A 23,076-nucleotide genomic window follows, 5' to 3' on the forward strand; every position below is an offset into this window, starting at 1 on the left:
GGGGGTATCGGTTAATACCGACTTTTAACCCCTAACATGACGGAAAGAGACAATCCCAGAGAATTCGGGCCTTTTCTAAGGCAAAATTCTCTACGGGACTGTCTCTTCCTTTTTCCCTTCATATTTTTCGATTTCATGGTGTAAAAATCGGTGGTATTTCATCATATTCCTGCCTATCGCATACAACATGAACTCTTTATATACTTTTTCCTCTGATCGGTAGTTAAAACGCCGGAAGTTTTCATTCTCCTTGATATCTCCAAAATGTCCCTCTGTCTGGACCGAACGGGGATGACGTTTCAGAATATCTTCTTCACTCTGGATATTTGTATGGGACTCTTGTCCGCATGAAGGTTGCTTCCATGTCTGTTTTGGAATAGCTGCTGCGGCCTTTCCCCATGATCTCAAAGCATTCCTTATACTCCATCAGACGAGTCCCGCACTCTTCCGGTTCCTTGTAAAGCTTCTGGATCTCCGGTTTATGCTTACCTTTCCCATAAACGAATCCGATGTCTTCTCCCTGTGCAATCTGCATCAGGTTCTTCTGCAGTTTCCGTGTCCTGTTTTCTTCAATGACTTTTAGAGATCTCGCCTTTATCTGGCTGACCAAAGGGCAGAAGCCCCGGAGAGATGTTTTTTTAAAGGAAAAAAACTGAACGGGAGAAGTCCTGGATGAACTGAATTACCAGTTCATGCGCCGTCTGGAAAAGGAAGGCCTTATCTCGCTGAAAGAGCTTTACATCGATGGAACAAAGATTGAAGCAAACACGAACAGATATACGTTCGTTTGGCGGGGCAGTCTCAATTATCATCTTGCCGGTCTGCTGGACACGATCGATGCTCTTTACACAAAGTATAATACATTTTTGCTTGAAAACGGATATGGCCCCAAATACAATCTCGGAAATGCCCGGATGTTTGTGATTGAAGGAATGGACAAAGTCCCTGTTCGGAACGATCCATTTCCCGACAGCCCCCTTTTTTGTATTTCAAGTAATTTGCGAAAGAATCTTGACATTCGTCAGGTTCAGTAGTATTATGAAAACCATAAGAGGGGAAACGTTTCACATAATATAAACAATCGGAGGTAACATACATATGGATTTAACAGGCAGATCGGGAATCGTAACAGGCGGCTCCAGCGGAATCGGCTTTACAATTGCAAACACGCTGGCTGAGGCGGGTGCAACCGTATATGCCGTAAGTAGGACAGGACAGCCAAAGGATGCAGAAAAAAGCCATGAGGGTGTCATTCATGTGGCAGCTGATGTCAGCGATTATGGTGAGATGGAAAGTCTGATAAAAAAAATTGGGGAAAATAAGGGAATCGATTTCCTTATTAACAATGCAGGAATCACTGTGAAGTGCAGGGCAGAGAACTTCGATGACAGCGATTTTGAACGTATCATGAAGGTAAATGTAAGCAGCATCTTCAAGTTGTCGTGCCTATGTTACCCTTACTTAAAGAAGTCGGCTGGAAGGGGCAGGATTGTGAACATTACCTCCATGGCAGCACATCTGGGATTTTCTGAGGTGGTTCCATACTGCACCAGCAAGGGAGCGGTGTTGTCCATGACCAGGGGCCTGGCCGTGGAGTGGTCCGGTGATAATATCAACGTCAATTCCATTGCCCCCGGCTGGTTTCCGTCCAAGATGAGCCAGCAGGTGATGGATGCGGAACGCAAGGCAAAAATCCTTTCCAGGATGCCGGTGCATAAATTCGGAGACACAAGGGACATTGCGGAGATGGCAAAGTATCTGGTATCGGATAGCGCCGGATATATTACAGGGCAGGATTTCGCAGTTGACGGCGGGGCGCTGGCGTTTGGGTTCTGATAATCGTCCGATTAGAAAAAAGGGAAAAGAGGAGTAAAACAATGAAACTATGGAATAACGAGAGCGAGAAATTCGCGCTGATGAAGGAAAAACTTTATACACCGGTGGTAGGTGATATCCTGGATAATATGGGGTATTACCACCAGTTCCTTCCCCAGGATATACGTCCTTTGAGGGAAGATATGAAGGTTGCGGGAAAAGCAATGACGGTTTTGATGATCGATGTGTATGGTCCCCAGAAAAAGCCGTTCGGTTTTCTGACCGAGGCGCTGGATCAGCTTGAGGAAAATGAGATCTATATTGCCGCGGGCGGCAGTAAACGCTGTGCATACTGGGGGGAATTGCTCACTGCCACAGCCAGGTGCAGAAAGGCAGTGGGAGCAGTGGTCAATGGCTGGCATAGGGATACGCCTCAGGTACTGTCACAGGATTGGCCCGTGTTTTCCTGCGGCTGTTATGCCCAGGATTCCAGCGTCCGCACCCAGGTGGTGGATTACCGCTGTGACATTGAGATAGGCCAGGTGACAATCCATGACGGCGACCTGATCTTCGGTGATGTTGACGGGGTACTTATCATTCCTAAACAGGTGGCTGATGAGGTGATCGAAAAAGCCCTGGAAAAGGCTGCCGGTGAAAAGGTGGTACGTAAGGCCATTGAGAGCGGAATGACAGCTACAGCTGCTTTTGAGAAGTACGGCATCCTGTAGGAATGGAGAGATGCTTATGATGCAGAGTGCATTTAAGATTGATGCAAGGGATAATGTGGCAACAGCGCTGGAAACCTTAAAGCCCGGTCCGGTCAGGATCCTGGGTGAGGCAGCGGATCCCGGGACAATGTGTACAGAGGAGATCCCCCGGGGCCATAAAATATCCCTGAAGGCGATTGGCCCAGAAGAGGAGGTCATTAAATACGGTGTATGTATCGGAAGGGCAGGGGCTGACATCGGCCAGGGGAAATGGGTCCACCTGCATAACATGCACAGTGTATATGATGAACGCTCCAGCCATTTGGACGTCCGCACAGGGGCGCCTAAGGATATCAAGTATGAGTAGGAGGCCATGATATGGCAGATAAAACCTGGATGGGATATGTCCGCGCCAACGGTTCCGCAGGGATCCGCAACAAAATTCTTGTGATCTACACGGTGGAATGTTCAGCCTTTGTGGCAAAAGAGATCGTGAGGCTTGCAGATGACAGTGAGACGGAGGTGGTGGGTTTTTCAGGATGCACTGACAATGAGTACGCAGTGCGCCTTCTCATTTCCCTGATCCGTCATCCTAACATCGGCGGGGTACTGGCCGTAGGCCTGGGGTGTGAGTACGTACAGCCTCAGTGGCTGGCGGACATTGCAGCAAAGGAAGAAAAGGAGGCTGCCTGGATGTTTATTCAGAACCAGGGTGGTACAAAAAACTCCATAGACCAGGGCCTTGCACTGGTAAAACATATGAAAAAGGCCATGGAGAACACTCCCAGAAAACCTATGAGGTTTGGTGATCTGGTCATTGGGGCTGAATGCGGCGGAAGTGATTTCACAAGCGGCCTGGCTGGAAATGTAGTGGTTGGAAGGCTGTTTGACCAACTGGTGGATGCTGGAGGAACGGCCGTCTTTGAGGAGATCGTGGAGGCGGTGGGCCTTAAACATATATTGGTTGGCCGGGCGGCAGGGAGGGAGGCTGCAGAGGATCTGGCAGCCACCTATGACAAGGCGCTGGAATACTGCCGGTCCGTCCGTCAGTATTCCGTAAGCCCCGGAAATTTTATGGGCGGCCTGTCTACCATTGAGGAGAAGAGCATGGGAGCTGTGGCCAAAAGCGGAAGCAGGCCTATCCAGGGAGTGCTGAAGGTGGGAGGATGTCCTCCCAGGCCGGGACTCTGGCTGTTAGACTCCACCCCGGATCCTCACTGGATGCAGTTTGGGATCACGAATCCCAATGACAGCGAGGGTCTGATGGACCTGATCTCCTGCGGGTGCCACCTGGTGCTCCTGGTGACGGGCAGGGGGAATGTAATTGGCTCTGCCGTGGCCCCGTGTATAAAGCTTACGGGAAATTCAGACACTTACCGGCGCATGGAGGGCGACATGGACTTTGACGCAGGCCCGGTTTTAGATGGGACATGTACCATGGAAACACTGACCGGGCATTTAAGGCAGCTTGTTACAGGAGTTGCATCGGGGCATAAGTCAAAAAGTGAAGCACTGGGACACAAGGAATACTTCATCCCCTATAAATATCAGGAAAAAGAAGTGATCAGACCATGCGGGAGGTGAGAGAGATGACAGAACATGTATTTTCATTGGAAGGCCGCACTGCGGTAATAACCGGAGGGACCACAGGATTAGGCCTTGCCATTGCTGAGTGTATGGTAAAGGCGGGTGCCAGGGTGGCGGTATTAAGCCGCAGGACCAAGGAAGAAGGACAGTCCGCCTTAAAGGAAATGGGAGAAAAAGCCGTGTTTTACCACCATGATATAACGGATACGGGCCATGCCCCGGAACTGGCAGACCAGATCATCCGGGAAATGGGACCAGTCACCATCCTGGTAAACAATGCAGGGAATCATTGTAAGAAATTTATTGAGGACATGACTGTGGAGGACTACAAACGCGTGCTGGATGTCCATTTGGTAGGGGCCTTCGCCCTGACAAAAGCATTCTTCGGCCATATGAAGGAGCAGGGAAAAGGGAGCATTATTTTCCAGGCCAGTATGACCAGTTACATTGGCCAGCCCCAGGTGGCGGGATATTCCACGGCAAAGGCAGGTTATCTGGGGCTGGTGCACACGTTGGCCGCTGAAGGCGGCGCTTACGGCGTGCGGGTCAATGCAATCGCTCCCGGTTGGATTGAAACACCTATGTACCACCAGGCTACTGACAATGACGAGGCCAGGAGGAACAAAATTATAGGAAGGATTCCCATGAAGCGGATCGGCGATCCAACAGACATTGGGATGGCTGCCGTGTTCTTGGCAAGCGATGCGGCCGGCTATGTCTCGGGAACATGTCTTCCGGTGGACGGCGGAGCCCTTATTGGTTTTTAAAAAGAAGGAAGGAGCAAACTATGGACCATTGTTTTTCTGAGGAACTGTTTCTGAAAAATAAAACAGGCAGCTATCTGTACCATACTTATGCAGAGACGCTTCCGATCGTGGACTACCACTGCCACTTGGCGGTGCAGGAGATATATGAAAATAAGGAATTTGAGGATATAGGCGAGATGTGGCTGGCCCATGACCACTATAAATGGAGGGCTATGCGGACATTTGGGATTGATGAGTATTATGTGACCGGCGGAGCGTCTTATTATGAAAAATATATGAAATTCGCGGAGATCCTCCCCAGGCTTATGGGAAACCCTCTTTACATCTGGTGTGCCCTGGAATTAAAGCGGTACTTTGACATAGATGAGCCCCTGAGTTTAGACAACGCCCGGGACATCTATAAGAGGACAAAGGATTTTATCAGGGAAAACCACATGACCCCAAGATGGTGCATGGAGCGCTCACATGTGGAGCTTGTCAGCACCACGGAGGACCCGGTGGATACCTTGGAATACCACTTTAAGCTAAGGGAGGAAGGATGTACAGGGCCAAAGATCATTACGGCCTTCCGTCCGGACAAGGCGTTTTACTGTGAGAATCCCGTTTTTCCCGAATATCAAAAGCAGCTGTCAGGGGCAGCGGGACTGGAAATCCACGGTTTTACGGATATGATTGCTGCTTTGGAAAAACGTCTGTCCTTTTTCCGGGATTTTGGGACAACGGTCAGCGATGATGGGATCGAGGATTTTACTTGGGAGGAGTATACGGTAAGTCAGGTGGAGGAGGTTTACCGGAAAGCCGCCAAGGGTGAGGCTTTGACCAGGAAAGAACAAAATCGTTTTAAATCTGCTTTTATGGTGGAGATGGGAAAGCTTTACAACAAATACGGTTTTGTTATGCAGCTTCATATTGGCACGTATCAGGATGCCAACCACAGGAAGGTGAGGGAAATCGGACGCTCCACAGGATTTGATTGTACCGATGACTCCACGGCTATTCAGTCCGTGGGAGCGCTGCTGAACCGCCTGACCGAGTTAGGGGAGCTTCCAAAGACCATTCTCTATCCCCTGGATCCTTCCAAACTGGAAACCTTTGCTGTTCTGGCCGCCGGTTTCTGCGATGGCAGTTTTAGAGGAAAGGTACAGCTGGGAGCGCCCTGGTGGTTTAATGACCAGCCGTATGGTATTGAACGCCAGTTTCATGCGGCCGGAAACCTGTACGCGGTCAGCCTGTCAGTGGGGATGCTCACGGATTCCAGAAGTTTCCTCAGTTATCCCAGGCACGAGCTTTACAGGAGAGGGCTGTGCAGCTATTTAGGGGAGCTGGTAGAGCGGGGGGAATATTTTTCGGATGAGAAATACTTAAAAGAAGTTATTGAGGACGTGTGCTACAGGAATGTGAAACGATTTTTTGGATGGGACAAACAACAGGGAAATGCCGCCCTGGAATGAGAAGGAGAGAGGAGCATTTATGAAGGTTACCAAATTTGAAACATGGTGGGTACGCCGGGATCAGTGCCTGTTTGATGAGAAGCGTCAGGGAGGCAGCGCCATGCCCTGGGATGTGGTTGTGCTGAAACTGACGTGTGATGACGGGACTGAGGGTATTGCCACAGCAATGGCGGCCCGCTCCGGCCAGGTGACGGAGGGGTATCTCCAGGAAACAGCCGCGCCTCTTGTTTTAGGGCGCGATCCCCACGACCGCGAGGCTATTTTCTACGATTTTTGGAACCTGGACCGTCATGAGGCCTTTTATCCTGTGTTCCTTCCTGGGCCGGTTGACGTGGCCCTGTGGGACATATGTGCAAAAAAGGCGGGTCTGCCCTTATATAAATATATAGGAGGTTACAGGGAGAGCCTTCCTGTTTATGCCAGCAGCCTGTTTTATGATGACCCCAAGGTCTACATAGACGAGGCATTGCACTACCGGTCAATGGGCATCAACTGCTACAAAGTCCACCCCTCAGGTCCTGTTGAAAAGGACATGGAGATCCACCGGAAGCTGAGGGAGGCAGTTGGGGACGACATGGGCCTGATGAGTGATCCGGTGGGAGAATACACGTTGGATGAGGCGATCAGGGTGGGGCGCCAGCTTGAGAAACTAAACTATATCTGGTTTGAGGAGCCTTTCAGGGATTTTGAGCTGTATAAATATCAGAAGCTGTGTCAGACCCTGGATATCCCCATTGCTGCCACCGAGACCACCAGAGGAGCCCATTGGGGCGTGGCCCAGTCCATTGCCCAGAATGCGGCTGATATTGTACGGGCCGATGTTTCATGGAAGTGCGGTATCACGGGAACATTAAAAATTGCCCATATGGCGGATGCCTTTGGCTTGAACTGTGAGATACATACCACGACCATGAACTACATGGACCTGGTTAACCTTCATGTTTCCTGTGCGATCCGCAATTGTAAATACTTTGAGTATTTTGTACCGGAAGACAGTTTCCGTTTCCCCATGAAAGGGGACCTTCCCATTAAGGATGGACGGATCTACGTTCCCAAGGAGCCGGGAATAGGCGCAGAACTTGACTGGGATCTGATTAAAGACAACTGTGTGGCTCACAAGGTGAAGACACTGGATCAAGACTTTATAGAATGAGAAACGATGGTTTGGTAAAAAATGGAGGTAGGCGATGAGAGGACGGAATAGGATCCTGGGATTCCTGATGGTTTTATCTGTTGTATGCCTGGCAGGCTGTGCGGGCAGCTCCCAGGAGGACAGCCAGGAACAGGAGGACAAAAAGAGGGCCGAGATCGTGTTAAAGGCCGGGGAGGTGAATCCGGAGGATAATATCAATACCCAGGTGCTGCACTACTTTGCGGACCAGGTAAAGGAACTGTCCAACGGCCGGATCATAGTGGAAATCTATGCAGGCGGTCAGCTGGGGGATGAGCGGACAGAGCTTCAGGCCGTACAAATGGGAGCCCTGGACATTTTCCGGGGAAATACCCTGACCATGGGAGACTTTGGGGCGGATAAGATGGGGATCTTTGGACTTCCCTATTTGTTTGAGGGCCGTGACCATCTGTGGAATGTGCTGAAAAGCGATCTGGGCCGTGATATTTTAGACAGCCTTTGGGAGGCGGAGACGGACATGGTGGGACTGGCCTATGTGGATGAGGGCGCCAGAAACTTTTTTGCTAAAAAACCCATTGAGAAGCCTGATGATCTAAAGGGAACAAAGATACGTGTGGCTGAGACTTCCATCCTTTTGGATACGGTGAGTTGTTTCGGGGCGTCACCAACTCCTATTTCCATGAGTGAGCTGTATACCTCCCTTCAAACCGGCGTGGTGGACGGGGCGGACCAGCCTTTATCCGGATATATCAGCAACAGCTTTGGTGAGATCGCTCCCCATGTCATTCTGGACAACCATACATACACTCCCGGCGTCATCATTATGAGCGGGTACCGTTTTAACAAACTCAGTGCCGGGGACCAGGATATTATCAGGCAGGCCGCCGAGGCTGCCGAGGACTATAACCGGGAGGTTGTGGCAACTGACGAAGCTGAACAGATCGAGGCGCTGAGAGCCCAGGGCATTGAAGTGATCGAAGTGGAGGATTTTGGCCCCTGGCAGTCGGTTGTGCAGCCGGTGTACGATCAGTATGCAGTGGGGTTTGAGGACATGGTGGAGCAGATCCGGGCCATGAATGAAATGTGAGGAGGGAAAAATAGATATGGTAGATAAGATTTGCAGTACTGTCAGAAGGGGCATCTACATGGTGTGCTGCGTGTTGCTGGCCTGCCAGGTCCTTATCGTATCAGGTGTTGCGGCCAGCCGCTATATCCTGAAACATACACCGCCGTGGGGGGAAAACTTGGCCCTTATCTGTATGGTATGGTTTTGCCTGCTGAGTTCAGCTGTGGCGATCAGTGAGGATCTGCATTTAAAGGTGACCTTGATCGACAATTTTATTTCAGACAGGACCCGTACCATTATGGACCTGCTTGATCTGCTTTTGGTATTTATCTTTGGAGTCGTCATGGTGTTTGGCAGCTACGGGCTGCTGGAACTGACCTCCAGAAACATCATGAGCGGCATGGGCCTGCCGTCTTCGGTCCTCTATGCCGTGATCCCGGTTTCCGGTCTGGCCTTTATTATAGCAACAATTGACAGGGGGAGGACATTATTATGCCATCTGAAACAATAGCCATACTGTTATTAATAGGACTTTTTATTTTTCTCATGGCAGTGCGGATGCCCATTGCCCTTTCCATCGGCATCGCCAGCATGGTGACTTGTATTTATCTTGACATCCCGGTCCAGATGGTGCTCCAGAACATGGTAAAGGGAGTGAACACCTATTCACTGCTGGCAGTTCCCTTCTTTATCCTGATGGGCGACATCATGAGCGCAGGCGGTATATCCAAGCGTCTGCTGCGTCTGGCCGGGGTAATGGTTGGTTGGATGCATGGTGGGCTTGCAATGGTGACCATTGTGGCGTCCCTGCTGTTTGGAGCGGTTTCCGGCTCCTCGGCTGCCAGCGTGGCAACCCTTGGGCCTACCCTGATTCCAAACATGGAAAAAGAAGGCTATGAAAAGGACTTTGCAACCTGCATCGTAATGGCCAGTTCAGTTGAAGGAATCCTGATCCCGCCAAGCCAGAACATGGTCATCTATGCTTTGGCGGCCGGGGGCGTTTCCGTGGGAGCCCTGTTTCTTGCAGGTATTCTTCCGGGCTGTCTGCTCGCAGGCTGTCTGATGGTCTACAGCTACTACGTGGCTAGAAAACGTAATTACCCCATCGGTGAAAAATTCCAGATCAAAAAGGTATGGCTTGCATTTAAGGATGCATTCTGGGGACTGTTGACCATCGTGATCGTGGTGATCGGTGTGTGTACCGGATTTATCACGGCTACGGAAAGCGCGGCCCTGGCAGTGCTGTGGAGTATTTTCGTTACCTTTGCCATCTACCGGGAGGTTTCCATTAAAGAGCTGCCCAGGATGTTATTTAATTCTGTAAAAACATTGGCAATGATCATGATCCTGATCTCCATGTCAACGGCCTTCGGATGGCTGATGGCATATTTGAAGGTTCCGGTGCTCATTACCAACAGTATCTACAGCATCACTGATAACCCGGTGATCATTATGCTGATCATCAATGTTCTGCTGCTGGGCCTGGGAATGGTAATGGAGATGGGATCCCTGATCCTTATCGTGACGCCTATCCTGCTTCCTATTGTACAGTCCATTGGTTACAGCCCCGTCCATTTTGGGGTCATCATGATCCTGAATTTGGGGATCGGTCTTTTAACCCCGCCGGTTGGAAGTTCCCTGTTTATTGCATCCGGTATTTCCGGGATTAAGATTGAAGCGCTGACCAAACGGATGTTGCCTATTTATCTGACCATGATCATCTGTCTGATGATGGTAACCTTCATTCCTGCGATCAGTATGACACTGCCTAATCTGGGGGCATAAGGAGAATGATAAGGAGAAGGATTTTCTTTTCTGCTTAAAATGGGATTGAAAACCTCTGAAAAATTATATACAATAAGAAAAAAGGGAAATGTGCCCAGTTGTCCGGGTGCATTTCTCTCTATTTTGGAATATAGTGCCGTTCTATAAAAAGCAGGAAAGAGGAGCAATGAAATCTCAGATTACAATGAAGGACATAGCCCAGCACTTTGGCATGTCGTTAAACACAATCCACAAGGCGATCACGGGAAAGCCTGGAGTCAGTGAGCAGACCAGAAAAAAGATTGTTGACTATGCCGCTGCCAATGGTTATAAGATCAACTCCATGGCTTCCTGCTTAAAGCGCAAGGAGATACAGATCGCGGTATGTTTACCCGAGTTGGACAAAAACAGCGTGTATTTCTATAACTTTATATGGCGGGGATACATGGGTTATATGCGGGAGTGGGGAGATCTAAATGTCCAGGCCAGGGAGCTGCCTTTTAAGCCCGGGGAGCTGGCCAAGACTCTTAACCGGCTTAATGATGAACTGGAGCATGGAAAACGGCTGGACGGCATTCTCTCCATTCCGCCGGAGGGAGAGGATGAGGTCCTTGAAATCAAACGTTTGACGAAAAAGGGAATCAGCGTTGTTTTTGTTACAGGTGACAATACGGAGTGCCAGAGGGTGGGGGTGGTTGTCGCGGATTACTATGTGGCCGGAGGAGTTATGGCCGAGCAGGCATGTAATATCCTGAGGGGCCGCGGTCGTGTGCTGCTTATGGCCGGAAATCAGTACAATGATGCCCATTATATGATCGCAAAGGGCTTCCACGAGTATTTGCAAAGGGAAGGGGCCGGGATACAGACTGAAAACCTGTATGGTTATTTTGAAAAGGATCTTGGAAAAGAGGAATTGCTCAAAAGGATACAGGAATTAAAACCGGATCTGATCGGCTGTGTTTTTGCCCGGGGGAGTGTTGTGCTGGCGGAGGTGCTTAGGGAAAGCGGGCTGTCAGGAACCATACCTGTCATTGCCAATGATGTATTTGATGAGAGCGTATCCGCTCTGCAGGATGGGACTTTTACCAATATCGTGTACAAGGACCCCACCCGCCAGGCTTATTTAGCCACAAAAATGCTCTGTGAGTATCTGGTAAAGGGAAATGTGCCAAAGGAACAGGTGAAAAAGGTGGAGATTGCCCTGATCTTCAAAGGCAATGTAAATTATTACTGGGAGCGGGAAGATTATTAGGATAGGAACAGACGGGATCCGAATTCGAGTTTTGCATCCACATTGGGATTTGTGGCAGAAGTGCTACAGAATGAGAGTCTGGGATGGCTCAAAGAACAGCTTAAGCTGGATTCAAATTCACGGATATTGTGTTTTTCCACAGAAGGAGATACGGATCGCAGTAATTATAGAAGAATTGTTTGGGATGGGTACTATCCAAGCTTCTGATGTCATGGCTGTATTGTACGGAAACTGCGCTCCACAGGGAGTACAGGCAGCCGACCGCATTTCATAACAGACATTCTGTGGGATATGAATACGTACTATGATGAGGATGGGGGGGGGGGGCATATAGAATGAGCTTAATTCAAACAGGAAAAAGGAAATACTCCGGGAATTGATATTTCCGGAGCTTTTCTATACCCATTTATATAAAATCAATTTATAGTAATAGAACCTTTGATAACGTGAGAGATATTCCATATATCAAATGAAAAATAAAGAGAATGATTCATAAAGTGGCATTTCAGAGTGGAGACAAAGACCTTGCAAGGCATGTGAAAAGGTGCTATATTATGCTCAATCACGCATATGCGGTATCAGGGGCTTGCCTTTGTCAGATATGACGGGGAACCGGATGACTGGCTTGGAATATAAGATGTGATTGGAATGAGGAGAATTGATCATGACTACGGTTTTACTGACAGCTTTTTCGTTCATGCTGATCATCCTGATCGGCGCATATCTGCATATGGGAGGAATCCTTCCGGAAAATGCGGGTGATGTCGTAAAGCGGATTCTCATAAATGTCACCCTCCCCTGTGCCATCATTGTTAATTTTTCAAAGATAGAGGTGGTGGGAGCGGAGATGCTGGCGCTGACGGTCCTGGGGATTGCTGCAAATGTCATAATGATCGCTGTTGGGATCGTTATTACAAAAAAGAAAAGCAGGGAGGCAAAGGCGCTGCATATACTGTGCCTCCCCGCATACAACATAGGAGCGTTCTGTCTTCCGTTTGTACAGAGTTTTCTTCCTGCGATGGGAAGTGTGGCGGCCTGCATGTTTGATGTGGGAAACAGTGTGATGTGTACAGGGGCAACCTATGCCTTTGCATCGGAATACCTTTCCGACAACAGAGACGGATTTGATGTGGGATCATTTGCAAAACGCCTTCTTTCAAGTATGCCGTTGATCACCTATGTTCTGATGTTTATCCTGTCGGTAGCCCGGTTCAGGCTGCCCAAGCCGGTTCTGACATTGATCGCCCCCATGGCGGCGGCTAATACGTTTACCGCTATGCTGATGATAGGACTGCTTTTAAGGTTTGAATTTCAGCGGAATTACATAGGCGATATATGCAGGATCCTCGGAGTTCGCCATGTGGCGGCGATTGTGACGGCGCTGGCCGGCTATTATCTCCTTCCATTTGACATCGTGATTCGCAGGACACTGGTTTTGGTTAGTTTTGCTCCTATCAGCGCAGTTGCGCCGGCCTATACAGGCATGTGCGGCGGTGATGAGGGGAAGGCCAGTGCTGCCAATAGTATTTCCATTCTATTGAGTGTGATCGAATTGACCTTTTTATTAATCATTATGAAGCTGTATTGAGCCGTGTTTAAAGCTTCCGCCCCCGCCTCCTGCGGTCACTGTTCTGCAATTGCCCTTAAACAGGCATTGAGTGCCGTCTCACCGTCCGCTGACCGGATATCCGGTGCGGTTTTGCATTCCTGGCTCCCTGATCCGTCCGGCATTACACCGTACACCGGTGCGTATTGTACGATCAGGCCGCTGTTGGGAAGAATGATGGGCAGAGGATCGCTGCCAATGCCTTCACCGCCAGTCTGCGTTCCCACAAGTGTCATAAAGCCTGTTGCTTTTGAGAACATGGCAGCATATTCCGATGAGGAAAATACCGTGTCACTGACAAGCATCCAAAGCTTTCCGCTGAGCATTTTCCCTCCCCCTGCAGGATCCACGGTGTATTGGATATCATGAAAGAAGTCCGTATCGGACAGATCTTCCTGATTGGTGCGGGGCAGGTCGGGAAATTCCGAAACAGGACGGTATTGGTCCATATCCAGGAAGATACGGTTGTTTTCCCCTCCTTTTATCAGACCGTAGGCGTTGCATGTCAGTGCGCTGTCAATGTTGGGAGAGGCGATGAGATCATTAAAATAATCCATGGAACCTCCGCCGTTATCCGTAAGGTCAAATATTATATGGTCGTATCCCCTGACCTTATGGTAAAAATCAAATAGCTGTTTCTTATCTTCCCCGTACTCATTGCCGGAAAGGAACCGGTCAATTTTGATATAGGCAATGCTTCCCTCTTTTATAATGCGCGTTTGAACATTAGCTGCCACGGATTCCTGTTCATCGGTTTGCGCTGATTCAAGGGAAGCGTAATAATCCATCACCTTATCATAGGCCGGGTCTGTCACCTGTCTCATTTTTTTGTAGTTTTCCAGGGACTTTGGATTGTTGTATGCTGCCGCTAATTTTTGCATGCGGTCTGAGTCCGGATAATCTGCGGCCACGCGTCTGTAGCTGTCTGCCGTCTCTTCAAACCAGTAAGGGTTATGTAATAACAAATGTCCGATCTGGTCATTGGTATTGATAAATTCATCCAACTGCTGATAAAAGGAAATATCCGTGTTACTGGTGCGGATTTCTCCCCGGGCTTTCCGGTATTTCTGATCTAAATCCGCATCCCGCATTCTCTTTAACGTATGAAAATAAGGATAATTTTCTTTTAGTGTCTGATACAAAAGATCCAGATCTTCCAGTTTCTGCTCCGTTGTCAGATGGATCCAATCGCCTTTCTGCAAAGCCCGGATCTCACGGCGCAGTGATGGGGGCTGATACTCTGTTTCACTGGCACTTGCCTGCGTATTACCAGAAGGACCGGCAAAGGCTGTGAAGGGACTGCATAACAGGGACGAGATACATAAAATACAGATGGATTTTTTCATTGCTTATTTGCTCCTCTTAAGCCCGCCCTGGGATGTAGGCTGCGGGACGTATGGCGGTTCATGATTATTGTGTGATGTGATATTGGCAGGAATATTTATTATATATGGTAATTATATCATATAACATTTACCCTCAGTGGACAAGGGGAGAGTGTGCCCTTGTCCACTGAGGGTAATCGTCTGGATGTGTGATCAGTTTTGGCTGTATCAATTTGATACTGATTATCAAAACGATATGGAATAAGGCACATTTGTTATCAAAATGATATTTATAAGCAAAAGTATGAAGGTATTTCAGGAACTTCGATGATGGCATGAAAATTGCTAAATAAATAAGGGGACCCCAATTGGGACCATCTTAAAATCAATATTTACCCTCAGTGGACAAGGGGGAGTGTGCGCCCTTGTCCACTGAGGGTAAGGAAAGAGGAACGAATAATGAGCAGTTTTCAAACCGCGTTAAGCGCCGTATTACCCATGTTTATCATGTTGTCACTGGGATATTTTCTGAGAAAGATCAATATGGTGGACGATCATACCCTGAATAAGATGAACAAGCTGTGTTTCAAAACTTTTCTGGCCATCTCCCTATACTACAATATCTATAAAGCGGATATCAGGGAGGTATTTAACGGAAAACTGATCGTGTATGCTGTGATCACGCAGATCGTGATTCTGGGGATTTCGCTGCTTGCCGCATATCCCACAGAGAAAACAAAGAAAAGGCGCGGCGCGCTGGCCCATGGTATTTTTCACACAAATTTTGTTATATTCGGAACTCTGATCGGGACAGCGCTGTGTGGTGAGGGAAACATTGGAGCGATCTCGCTGCTGATCGCTATTATTGTCCCGGTTCAAAACATAATTTCCGTCATCCTGCTGGAGTTATTCCGGGAAGGAGGAAGGATCGAGTTAAGGAAAGTGTTTGGGGGAGTGGTAACCAATCCGTATGTTATTGCGGCCCTGGCCGGCTTTTTGACACAGCTGCTGCATATTCAGTATCCGGACATGCTGTCCAATGTTTTTAGGGATCTGGGGCGTTGCGGTACGCCGGTGGCCCTGATTGTTATGGGGGGATTATTTAACTTTGGAGCAGTAAAAAGCAACTTAAGAAGCATTGCGGTGGGCATCCTGTTCAGGCTTCTGATCGTGCCGGCTATTCTTGTACCTGTTACCGTATGGCTTGGATTTTGCAGGGCGGATTTCATTGGCCTGATGTGCATCTTTATTGCTCCCTGTGCAACCACATCGTTTAACCTGGCCAGTGCCATGGATTCCGATGCGGATTTGGCGGCGCAGCTGGTTGTATTTACATCCGTATGTTCCCTGGGGACCATTTTTATGTGGATCTTCATACTGAGCCGGATGGGAATCTTTTAATGAAGGACGGGTTCTTGACATAAACGCGATCCGCCGTTACCATGGGATTATAACATCGTTTGTTTCAGTGAAAATGGGGGAATAGCATGAAACGCATTTTAATGAAAATGCAGGAAACAGCCCAGCGGTATGTTGAGATCCTGGCAGAAATCCTGAAAGTTGACGTGACAATCATTGATGCCAATTGCATTCGTATTGCGGGAAGCGGGCGGATGCGCAATCGGATCGGGGATATGTCGTCTTATGGATATGTAGTAAAGTCAGCCATAGAACACAAGGAGCTGACAATCATGGATGATCCGAAGAAATCCGGCATCTGCCGTGTCTGTCCAAAGCTGTCTGTCTGTGATAACATCTGTGAGGTATGGCTCCCGCTATGCGTGGATGAAGAAGTGATCGGGGTATTGGGATTTGTATGCTTTGAAGAGCGCCAGAAACAGCATTTTTTTGGAAATAGAGAAGTATTTATCCGCTTTTTGAATCAATTTGGGGAGCTTCTTGAATCAAAAGCCAAGGATATCCTGAATGAAGGAAGAAACCAAAATGTGATCCTGCTGCTGGAGAATATTCTTAATAAGGTTGACAGCGGAATCCTGGTCATGGACCAGAACCTTAAAATATCCAGGATTAACCAGGCTGGTAAGAAACTCCTGTTTATACAGGAACTGAATCACAAGCTGCCGCCTATCACATTTCACGAAACAGGGAACCAGGTACAGGATCTGCTTGAATACAGCCTTCAGATCGGAGGTTTCACCTATCTTTTGGCAGGCAGGTTTTATGATCTGGATATGGAAGAGTACAGAAAATTATTTGTATTCCAGAAGGCAGATCTGACTTCCGATGAAAATGACGGTGCAGGGGTACGGGTAAAACCAAGGGAATTAAACCGCATCTTAGGCGTATCTTCAGCTGTTGTATCTATCCGGGAGAAGATTCAGATTGTGGCACCGTCTGTATCCAATGTTCTTATAACAGGAGAAAGTGGTACGGGAAAAGAACTGGTAGCCGTTGCGCTTCATGGGGAGAGCGACCGATCCAACTATCCTTTTGTTGCGGTCAACTGCGCGTCCATACCTGAGAATCTTTTGGAAAGTGAGTTGTTCGGATATGTGAAGGGCGCATTTACAGGGGCTGATGCAAAAGGCCGGACCGGTCTGTTTGAGGCAGCCAACGGCGGTACTGTTTTTTTAGATGAGATAGGTGACATGCCCCTGTATCTACAGGTAAAGCTTCTGCGTGTTCTTGAAAACAGGGAGATTACCAGACTGGGCAGTAACCAGACAGTGAAGATTGATGTGCGTCTGGTGGCGGCAACTAATAAGGATATAGAATCAATGATCCAGGCAGGGGAGTTCCGTGAGGATCTATATTACCGTCTCAATGTGATTCCCATGGCACTTTCTCCCCTTCGGGAGAGGAAGGAGGATATACGTGTGATCGCCACCAGTTTTATTGAACGTTACAGTGCAGTGCTTAAGAAAATGGTGAGGGGGATTGATGAGGATTTTTGGAGATACCTGGAGCGTTATGAGTGGCCTGGAAATATCCGGGAACTGCAGAACACGATTGAATATGTGATGAATATGATGCCTTACAGCGGAATGCTGGAGGGCAGCCTTCTTCCAGGAAAATTTTTCCAAACAAATGGGACCGTACGCGTGGAGGAGGCCATAGAAGATCTGAATCTGGAAAACATGGAACGCCAGATGATCAAACGGGCACTGGCAATCTATGGAGTTTCCCCGGAAGCTAAAAAAATGATAGCAGGCAAATTGGGAATCGGTATTGCAACATTATACAGAAAGATAAAAGTATATCAGCTCTAAGTTGGGAAAGGAACGTACGATTAATAACGTACCATCAACCGTATGGTCTATGGATAAAAAGGCTGTCTTTTAGACGGCCTTTTTTAATGGAGATACGCAGATCAGGTATCAATATGATATAGATTATCAAAATAATACGAGATCAGGACATCTGAATATCAAAATGATAAGAGCAATGGCAGAGTAAATCCTGCATACGTGACGTAGGGGATAGAAACAACGTAAATTCAAGGAAATTCAGAACTTTATGATAAGACGGAAGTTGGCACAAAGATTGCTTAATATAATTGTACCGCGGATAAAAAAGCAAGGAGGTTACAGAGGTGGCATATTATCAGCATTTAAAGGTGCTAAAAAACGATCATGTGTCGGAAAAAATGGGTCCTGAGTTTCTAAACACAGAAAGTACGAAGGCAGTTCGTCACTTGCATTGTTCCGTGACGGCCTACCGGGAAACACCTTTAGTTTCACTGGAAGTTCTGGCAAAGAAGCTGGGGGTAAAAGGGATTTTTGTGAAGGATGAGTCCTACCGGTTCGGGCTCAATGCATTTAAGGGGTTAGGCGGCATCTACGCATTGGCATGTGTGATCTGTGAGAAATTGGGACTGGATATCCATACCACTAAGTTCTCCGATCTTCAGCAGCCATTGGTCAGGGAATCTGTTTCCCACATGATATTTGTGACGGCAACGGATGGCAATCATGGAAAGGGCGTGGCGTGGGCGGCCGGCCAGCTGGGATGCAAGGCCTATGTTTATATGCCGAAGGGATCATCACCATACCGTGCCCAGGCAATCCCAAATGCCGGAAAAGCGGAGGTGACGGTTACGGATATGGGATATGATGATACGGTCCGTTATGCCCGGCATATGAGTGAGGAGCATGGCTGGACATTGATTCAGGATACATCATGGAACGGTTATGAGACAATTCCCAAGCGGATCATACAGGGATACACCACAATGGCATATGAGGCAGTCCATCAGCTTGGAGAATACGGAGTTAAGGCACCCACCCATATATTCCTTCAGGCAGGTGTGGGAGCTATGGCAGGAGGGATAACCGGGTTTATGGTTAATTACTATGAAAAGCAGCGTCCGGTCATTGTGATTGCCGAGCCGGAGGAAGCGGCGTGTATCTTTGAGTCTGCCCGAAAGGAGGACGGAGGGCCGCATGAGGCTGCCGGAAGCGGAGAGACCATTATGGCAGGACTTAACTGCGGGGAACCATGTACGATCACATGGCCCATTTTAAGGGATTATGCCAACTTCTATGCAGCCTGTCCGGATTATGTGGCTGCCAGGGGCATGCGGCAGTTGGCTGCTCCATGGGGCAATGATAAAAAGGTCATATCCGGAGAATCGGGAGCAGTGACAATGGGGCTTTTGACCATGCTGATGGAAAGCTGGGAACTGGAAGAAGAAAAGGTAATGATGGGGCTGAATGAGGAGTCGGTTATTCTTTTGTTTAACACGGAAGGAGATACGGATCCGGCTTCTTACCACAGGATCGTATACGATGGAGCATATGCCACTCCGTAGGAATGGAGGGGATAATGCCTGGAACGATCACAAATGTATTTAGGAGGGTAATATGACAGAGCAAGAGAAGAAAGCGCCCAGTTTTGGGTATGCATTATTTGTAACAATTGTATCGTTTTCTATTATTATGATACCGGCAGTGTTTCTTGGAGCGAAAACCCAGCCATTGTTTTTGATATCGTGGATCATAACCATCCCATTCTGTATGAAGCTGGGATATACATATAAAGAATTGCAGCAGGGTATTTTCCACTACTGTGCGAAATCCCTGGTGCCCATGACCATCGTACTCTGTGTGGGGGCACTGATCGGAACATGGAATGCCTGTGGAACCGTGCCGCTGATCACAAAGCTGGGATTGCTTACGATCAATCCTAAATATTTTCTTGTTATGAGTTTTGTGATCTGCATTATATTTTCTTTATTTACAGGCACATCCTTTGGAACCTGCGGCACGGCAGGTGTGGCTTTAATGGGCGTAGGCCTCTCAATGGGGCTTCATCCTCTTGTAATCGCATCCTCTATTATCGGCGGTGCATATTTTGGGGATGCCATTTCACCGCTGTCGGACAGCACCAATGTGGCAGCCGGCTCAGTGGGCGTGGACCTGTTTGAAAGCATCAAATATCAGGCTATTACTACATTGCCGGCCGCTGTGATCTGCGCAGTTATCTTTTTCTTATGGGGACTGAATATTGACACCAGCAGCGTGGACTTAAGCAGCATCGGTGATGTGATCTCCGGGATTGAGGCAAATTATAGGTTAGGGCTTGTTCCACTCATTCCAATGGGCGTTGTATTGGTCATGCTGTTATTTAAAGTGCCGTCCATTCCATCCATCCTGTGCGGAAGCATTTCGGGATTCTTGGTAGCATGGCTTTATCAGGGGCAGAGCTTTACAAGCGTAACCATGAGCATGTGGAGCGGTTATGTCCTGGAGTCCGACAATGCATTTATAGCTAAGATCTTCAGCAGAGGAGGCATTACCAGTATGTCCGGTACGGCATTCCTGTTCATATTTGCATTTGGGCTTTTTGGAATATTGAGTACGGCCGGAATTATTGACAAGGTGGTGGAACCGCTGATGAAAAAGGTGAACTCAAGGCTGGGGGGAACCATCTGCACGGTCATATTGGGGTTTGTCTCCAATATTACATCCGCATCCGGCAATTTCTCTTTTGTGTTTACAGGAAATCTTATGACACCTGTGTATGAGCAGAAGCATTTGAATAAATGGGACCTGACCAGAGCCATGTCTGTTGGCTGTCTTTTAAGCGGTCTTTTAGTTCCATGGAATTCAAATCCGCTTACGGTAACCGGCTTCCTGGGCGTTGACTCCACACAGATGCTTCCCTACCTGTTTACACCGTTAGTTACCGCAGCTGTGTTGATCGTTGTAGAAGTTACCGGGATCGACAAGAAGTTTTCAAAAAAGGCCAGAGGATCAGAAGACCAAGTCAATGAAAAGGAGAGAGAATATGAATCAGTATTATAATGAAATCAATAGATTTATTGATGCTCATAAAGATGAGATGGTGGAAAAGTGGAAAACGCTGGTGAATATGGAGGGCCACTATGATGAAAAGGAAAATGTGGAACGGGCAGCCGGATGGCTGAAGAATGAGTTTGAACAGGAAGGGTTCCAGTGCCGTATTCATGAAGTAATGAAAGAAAGGGCGGGAATACTGGTGGGAGTCCTGGGATCAGACCGCCCGGGAAAGCCTGTGATATTTTCCGGCCATATTGATACCGTTCATCACAGCGGTTCCTTTGGAAAAGAAAACCCGTTTGAGATCAGAGACGGAAAGGCTTACGGCCCAGGCGTGCTGGATATGAAAGGCGGGATCATCATTTCGCTGTATGTGGTAAAGGCGCTGAACCATTTGGGTTACAATGAACATCCCATTAAAATCCTGTACGCGGGGGAAGAAGAGTCCGACCATATTGGAAATGATGCGGATATCTTTTACACGGAAGAGAGCAAGGGGGCGCTTTGTGCATTCAATATGGAAACAGGGCATATTGAAAACCGTTTATGTGTGGGGCGTAAGACCCAGTACACCGTCCGTGCCAAAGTCCATGGGCTTGGCGGGCATGCAGGCAATGAGTTTACAAAAGGAAAGAATGCGGTGCATGAAGCCATCTTTAAAGCGGCCGAACTGACAAAGCTGACTGACCTTGACAGGGGGACGACCGTGACGGTCAGCGTGATCAACAGTGGTACGAATACCAATACTACCTCCATCCCTGATCTCAGCGAATTTGCGGTTGATATCCGTGTCTTTTCCGATGAGATCGGGAAAAAGGTTTTGGAGGATGTGGACCAGATTATGAAAAAGGTGTTTGTGGAAGGAACTACCACGGAGTATTATGTGGATCTGGCAAAGCTTCACCCCTTTGAACCCAACCCACAGATCATGCGTTTATTCAGTTTGGTCAATCAGGTGGCGGCGGATCATGGTTTTGCTGAATTTGGGCAGATTCAGCTGGGCGGCGCATCGGATGCCGGTGCAATCGCCGCGGCGGGAATCCCGGTACTTTGTTCCTGCGGGCCCATAGGGGAATTTAATCATAACGTACGTGAATACGCCGTGGTAGATTCCCTGTTCGAGCGCGCAAAGATATACGCCTTAACCGTAACTGAAATTGACAAATTATAAGGACATGGTATCAAGATGGTTTACATTTTATTAAGGCAGATCCTGATCATGGCGTTTTTAATGGCTGTTGGAGTTGGGCTTATGAAAAAAGGAATGCTGTCGCAACAGGGGTGCAGGGATCTGGGAGCGATTTTATTAAATGTGGTGATTCCATGTGTTATCCTGAAGTCCTATATGATTGGGTTTTCATATGAAAAATTAAGGGAATTGGGAGAGTCGGCTGTTTTATCCCTTCTGTCCCTTGTGTTGGCTATGGCCATATCGTGGCTGTTTTTTGGGAAGAGAAAAGGAATACAAAATTTTGCTTCAGCATTTGGAAACGCGGGTTTCATTGGCATTCCGTTAACCCAGGCCGTATTTGGCACAGAGGCTGTTTTTTATGTCGCCGCCTATGTGGCTTTCCTGAATCTGTTCCAGTGGACCTATGGGCTATATATCATGACCGGGGACAGAGAAGTCATACATATTGCTGCCATATTAAAAAACCCTGTATTCATCAGCATTGGTTTAGGTGTGGTAATGTTTTTGCTGCCGGTATCCATACCTGGGTTCATGGTGAAAACAGTTGGGTATATAGCTGATATGAATACTCCCTTGGCGATGATCATACTGGGCAGCTATCTGGTAAAAACTGATCTTAGGAGTATTTTTTTATCAAAGGAAATATATATGTGTGTTCTGCTCAGGCTGTTGATCATTCCACTGGCCACCTTGGGGGTATTCGTGATCCTGCCTGTAGATAACATAGTGATCATTATGGTTGTATTAATAGCTGCATCCACATCCGTGGGCGGCAATATTGCGATCTTTGCCCAGCAGTACAACAAAGACTATATACTATCTGTAAGAACTGTCTGCCTTAGCACCATATTATCGATTGTCACCATTCCTGCATTTTTTTGTGCGGTACAGGCGGTCTTTACAAAATAAGTAAATATAATAAGAAAAGGAACCCAAAAGTTTGTCCGGATATGGCGCTTCTAAACCCGTGTCCGCAGACTGATCTGCGGTTTCTTTTTTTGTACCCCATAATTAGGAGAGGTTTTTTAGATACGTAAACAGGATCTGAAATCAGTGGAACCGTTTAAATATTTTCGTCAGATACTATATGCATATGTACACAAAAACTATCTTGGAAATCAGTGGATTAAATAATAAAATAAAGTTAAAAGG

Annotated in this window: 22 protein-coding genes; 19 read left to right on the forward strand and 3 right to left on the reverse strand. The window is 47.8% G+C overall.

Features of this window, described 5'->3' with window-relative positions; all coding sequences use genetic code 11:
• Positions 1-90 precede the first annotated feature (90 nt).
• Both CLFS41_RS29375 and CLFS41_RS31135 read right to left on the reverse strand, forming a co-directional pair.
• A complete protein-coding gene (locus CLFS41_RS29375; protein WP_347467935.1) occupies positions 91-408 on the reverse strand; it encodes a transposase in 318 nt (105 codons plus the stop codon).
• Entirely contained in the window at positions 314-535 is a 222-nt protein-coding gene (locus CLFS41_RS31135) for a hypothetical protein (RefSeq protein WP_045092014.1), read from the reverse strand. The genes CLFS41_RS29375 and CLFS41_RS31135 overlap by 95 nt, the downstream gene beginning before the upstream one ends.
• Before the next feature lie 157 nt (positions 536-692).
• Here CLFS41_RS31135 and CLFS41_RS31140 point away from each other — a divergent pair, with 157 nt between their 5' ends.
• The 13 genes from CLFS41_RS31140 (at position 693) to CLFS41_RS08295 (ending at position 13,129) form a co-directional block, all read left to right on the forward strand.
• Complete coding sequence (locus tag CLFS41_RS31140; protein ID WP_045092015.1) at positions 693-1,034, forward strand: hypothetical protein; 342 nt, start codon at positions 693-695, stop codon at positions 1,032-1,034.
• Positions 1,035-1,098: 64 nt separating this feature from the next.
• Positions 1,099-1,836 carry an SDR family oxidoreductase gene (locus CLFS41_RS08235; RefSeq protein WP_007863061.1) on the forward strand — a complete coding sequence of 246 codons (738 nt, stop codon included), beginning with the start codon at positions 1,099-1,101 and terminating at the stop codon, positions 1,834-1,836.
• A 41-nt stretch (positions 1,837-1,877) separates the two neighbouring features.
• Positions 1,878-2,543: an RraA family protein gene (locus CLFS41_RS08240; protein WP_007863058.1), complete on the forward strand. Its 666-nt coding sequence runs from the start codon at positions 1,878-1,880 to the stop codon at positions 2,541-2,543.
• 16 nt (positions 2,544-2,559) lie between these two features.
• Positions 2,560-2,889: a UxaA family hydrolase gene (locus tag CLFS41_RS08245; RefSeq protein WP_007863057.1), complete on the forward strand. Its 330-nt coding sequence runs from the start codon at positions 2,560-2,562 to the stop codon at positions 2,887-2,889.
• 11 nt (positions 2,890-2,900) lie between these two features.
• Positions 2,901-4,106 (forward strand): UxaA family hydrolase, encoded by a 1,206-nt coding sequence (locus tag CLFS41_RS08250; protein ID WP_045092016.1) that lies wholly within the window; start codon positions 2,901-2,903, stop codon positions 4,104-4,106.
• 5 nt (positions 4,107-4,111) lie between these two features.
• Positions 4,112-4,876 (forward strand): glucose 1-dehydrogenase, encoded by a 765-nt coding sequence (locus CLFS41_RS08255; protein ID WP_007863054.1) that lies wholly within the window; start codon positions 4,112-4,114, stop codon positions 4,874-4,876.
• A 20-nt stretch (positions 4,877-4,896) separates the two neighbouring features.
• Complete coding sequence (gene uxaC, locus CLFS41_RS08260) at positions 4,897-6,327, forward strand: glucuronate isomerase (RefSeq protein WP_007863052.1); 1,431 nt, start codon at positions 4,897-4,899, stop codon at positions 6,325-6,327.
• Positions 6,328-6,346: 19 nt separating this feature from the next.
• Positions 6,347-7,480: an enolase C-terminal domain-like protein gene (locus CLFS41_RS08265; protein WP_045092017.1), complete on the forward strand. Its 1,134-nt coding sequence runs from the start codon at positions 6,347-6,349 to the stop codon at positions 7,478-7,480.
• 34 nt (positions 7,481-7,514) lie between these two features.
• The gene (locus CLFS41_RS08270; RefSeq protein WP_048929501.1) at positions 7,515-8,546 is read left to right on the forward strand and encodes a TRAP transporter substrate-binding protein; all 1,032 of its coding nucleotides are present in this window, start codon (positions 7,515-7,517) and stop codon (positions 8,544-8,546) included.
• A gap of 16 nt (positions 8,547-8,562) precedes the next feature.
• Positions 8,563-9,036: a TRAP transporter small permease gene (locus tag CLFS41_RS08275; protein WP_007863046.1), complete on the forward strand. Its 474-nt coding sequence runs from the start codon at positions 8,563-8,565 to the stop codon at positions 9,034-9,036.
• Complete coding sequence (locus tag CLFS41_RS08280; RefSeq protein WP_007863044.1) at positions 9,018-10,310, forward strand: TRAP transporter large permease; 1,293 nt, start codon at positions 9,018-9,020, stop codon at positions 10,308-10,310. The genes CLFS41_RS08275 and CLFS41_RS08280 overlap by 19 nt, the downstream gene beginning before the upstream one ends.
• Positions 10,311-10,476: 166 nt before the next feature.
• Positions 10,477-11,541 carry a substrate-binding domain-containing protein gene (locus CLFS41_RS08285; protein ID WP_007863042.1) on the forward strand — a complete coding sequence of 355 codons (1,065 nt, stop codon included), beginning with the start codon at positions 10,477-10,479 and terminating at the stop codon, positions 11,539-11,541.
• Positions 11,542-12,205: 664 nt separating this feature from the next.
• The gene (locus CLFS41_RS08295; RefSeq protein ID WP_045092019.1) at positions 12,206-13,129 is read left to right on the forward strand and encodes an AEC family transporter; all 924 of its coding nucleotides are present in this window, start codon (positions 12,206-12,208) and stop codon (positions 13,127-13,129) included.
• 35 nt (positions 13,130-13,164) lie between these two features.
• On the opposite strand, the gene CLFS41_RS08300 is transcribed toward CLFS41_RS08295, so the two are convergent.
• A complete protein-coding gene (locus tag CLFS41_RS08300) occupies positions 13,165-14,493 on the reverse strand; it encodes a S41 family peptidase (RefSeq protein WP_045092020.1) in 1,329 nt (442 codons plus the stop codon).
• 438 nt (positions 14,494-14,931) lie between these two features.
• Here CLFS41_RS08300 and CLFS41_RS08305 point away from each other — a divergent pair, with 438 nt between their 5' ends.
• The 6 genes from CLFS41_RS08305 to CLFS41_RS08330 all read left to right on the forward strand — a co-directional run bounded on the left by CLFS41_RS08305 (position 14,932) and on the right by CLFS41_RS08330 (position 22,833).
• Positions 14,932-15,873, forward strand: coding sequence for an AEC family transporter (locus CLFS41_RS08305; RefSeq protein ID WP_007863039.1), 942 nt, complete (start codon positions 14,932-14,934; stop codon positions 15,871-15,873).
• Positions 15,874-15,959: 86 nt separating this feature from the next.
• A complete protein-coding gene (locus CLFS41_RS08310) occupies positions 15,960-17,702 on the forward strand; it encodes a sigma 54-interacting transcriptional regulator (RefSeq protein ID WP_045092021.1) in 1,743 nt (580 codons plus the stop codon).
• 323 nt (positions 17,703-18,025) lie between these two features.
• A complete protein-coding gene (gene dpaL / locus CLFS41_RS08315) occupies positions 18,026-19,243 on the forward strand; it encodes a diaminopropionate ammonia-lyase (protein WP_045092022.1) in 1,218 nt (405 codons plus the stop codon).
• A gap of 52 nt (positions 19,244-19,295) precedes the next feature.
• Positions 19,296-20,738, forward strand: a complete 1,443-nt coding sequence (locus CLFS41_RS08320; protein WP_045092023.1) for a Na+/H+ antiporter NhaC family protein — start codon at positions 19,296-19,298, stop codon at positions 20,736-20,738.
• On the forward strand, positions 20,722-21,903 hold the full coding sequence (locus tag CLFS41_RS08325) for a M20/M25/M40 family metallo-hydrolase (protein WP_007863035.1): 1,182 nt from the start codon (positions 20,722-20,724) through the stop codon (positions 21,901-21,903). The genes CLFS41_RS08320 and CLFS41_RS08325 overlap by 17 nt, the downstream gene beginning before the upstream one ends.
• Positions 21,904-21,918: 15 nt before the next feature.
• Positions 21,919-22,833, forward strand: coding sequence for an AEC family transporter (locus CLFS41_RS08330; protein ID WP_048929494.1), 915 nt, complete (start codon positions 21,919-21,921; stop codon positions 22,831-22,833).
• Positions 22,834-23,076 lie beyond the last annotated feature (243 nt).

Origin of the sequence: Clostridium sp. FS41 (assembly GCF_000954015.1) — a bacterium.
GTDB classification, from domain to species: Bacteria; Bacillota; Clostridia; order Lachnospirales; family Lachnospiraceae; genus Enterocloster; species Enterocloster citroniae.

Bases quoted from the DNA above. Each gene is read 5' to 3' on its own strand.
- CLFS41_RS31135 (WP_045092014.1), bottom strand. From the start codon at position 535: ATGCAGATTGCACAGGGAGAAGACATCGGATTCGTTTATGGGAAAGGT.
- CLFS41_RS31140 (WP_045092015.1), top strand. From the start codon at position 693: ATGCGCCGTCTGGAAAAGGAAGGCCTTATCTCGCTGAAAGAGCTTTAC.
- CLFS41_RS08235 (WP_007863061.1), top strand. From the start codon at position 1,099: ATGGATTTAACAGGCAGATCGGGAATCGTAACAGGCGGCTCCAGCGGA.
- CLFS41_RS08240 (WP_007863058.1), top strand. From the start codon at position 1,878: ATGAAACTATGGAATAACGAGAGCGAGAAATTCGCGCTGATGAAGGAA.
- CLFS41_RS08245 (WP_007863057.1), top strand. From the start codon at position 2,560: ATGATGCAGAGTGCATTTAAGATTGATGCAAGGGATAATGTGGCAACA.
- CLFS41_RS08250 (WP_045092016.1), top strand. From the start codon at position 2,901: ATGGCAGATAAAACCTGGATGGGATATGTCCGCGCCAACGGTTCCGCA.
- CLFS41_RS08255 (WP_007863054.1), top strand. From the start codon at position 4,112: ATGACAGAACATGTATTTTCATTGGAAGGCCGCACTGCGGTAATAACC.
- uxaC (WP_007863052.1), top strand. From the start codon at position 4,897: ATGGACCATTGTTTTTCTGAGGAACTGTTTCTGAAAAATAAAACAGGC.
- CLFS41_RS08265 (WP_045092017.1), top strand. From the start codon at position 6,347: ATGAAGGTTACCAAATTTGAAACATGGTGGGTACGCCGGGATCAGTGC.
- CLFS41_RS08270 (WP_048929501.1), top strand. From the start codon at position 7,515: ATGAGAGGACGGAATAGGATCCTGGGATTCCTGATGGTTTTATCTGTT.
- CLFS41_RS08275 (WP_007863046.1), top strand. From the start codon at position 8,563: ATGGTAGATAAGATTTGCAGTACTGTCAGAAGGGGCATCTACATGGTG.
- CLFS41_RS08280 (WP_007863044.1), top strand. From the start codon at position 9,018: ATGCCATCTGAAACAATAGCCATACTGTTATTAATAGGACTTTTTATT.
- CLFS41_RS08285 (WP_007863042.1), top strand. From the start codon at position 10,477: ATGAAATCTCAGATTACAATGAAGGACATAGCCCAGCACTTTGGCATG.
- CLFS41_RS08295 (WP_045092019.1), top strand. From the start codon at position 12,206: ATGACTACGGTTTTACTGACAGCTTTTTCGTTCATGCTGATCATCCTG.
- CLFS41_RS08300 (WP_045092020.1), bottom strand. From the start codon at position 14,493: ATGAAAAAATCCATCTGTATTTTATGTATCTCGTCCCTGTTATGCAGT.
- CLFS41_RS08305 (WP_007863039.1), top strand. From the start codon at position 14,932: ATGAGCAGTTTTCAAACCGCGTTAAGCGCCGTATTACCCATGTTTATC.
- CLFS41_RS08310 (WP_045092021.1), top strand. From the start codon at position 15,960: ATGAAACGCATTTTAATGAAAATGCAGGAAACAGCCCAGCGGTATGTT.
- CLFS41_RS08320 (WP_045092023.1), top strand. From the start codon at position 19,296: ATGACAGAGCAAGAGAAGAAAGCGCCCAGTTTTGGGTATGCATTATTT.
- CLFS41_RS08325 (WP_007863035.1), top strand. From the start codon at position 20,722: ATGAATCAGTATTATAATGAAATCAATAGATTTATTGATGCTCATAAA.
- CLFS41_RS08330 (WP_048929494.1), top strand. From the start codon at position 21,919: ATGGTTTACATTTTATTAAGGCAGATCCTGATCATGGCGTTTTTAATG.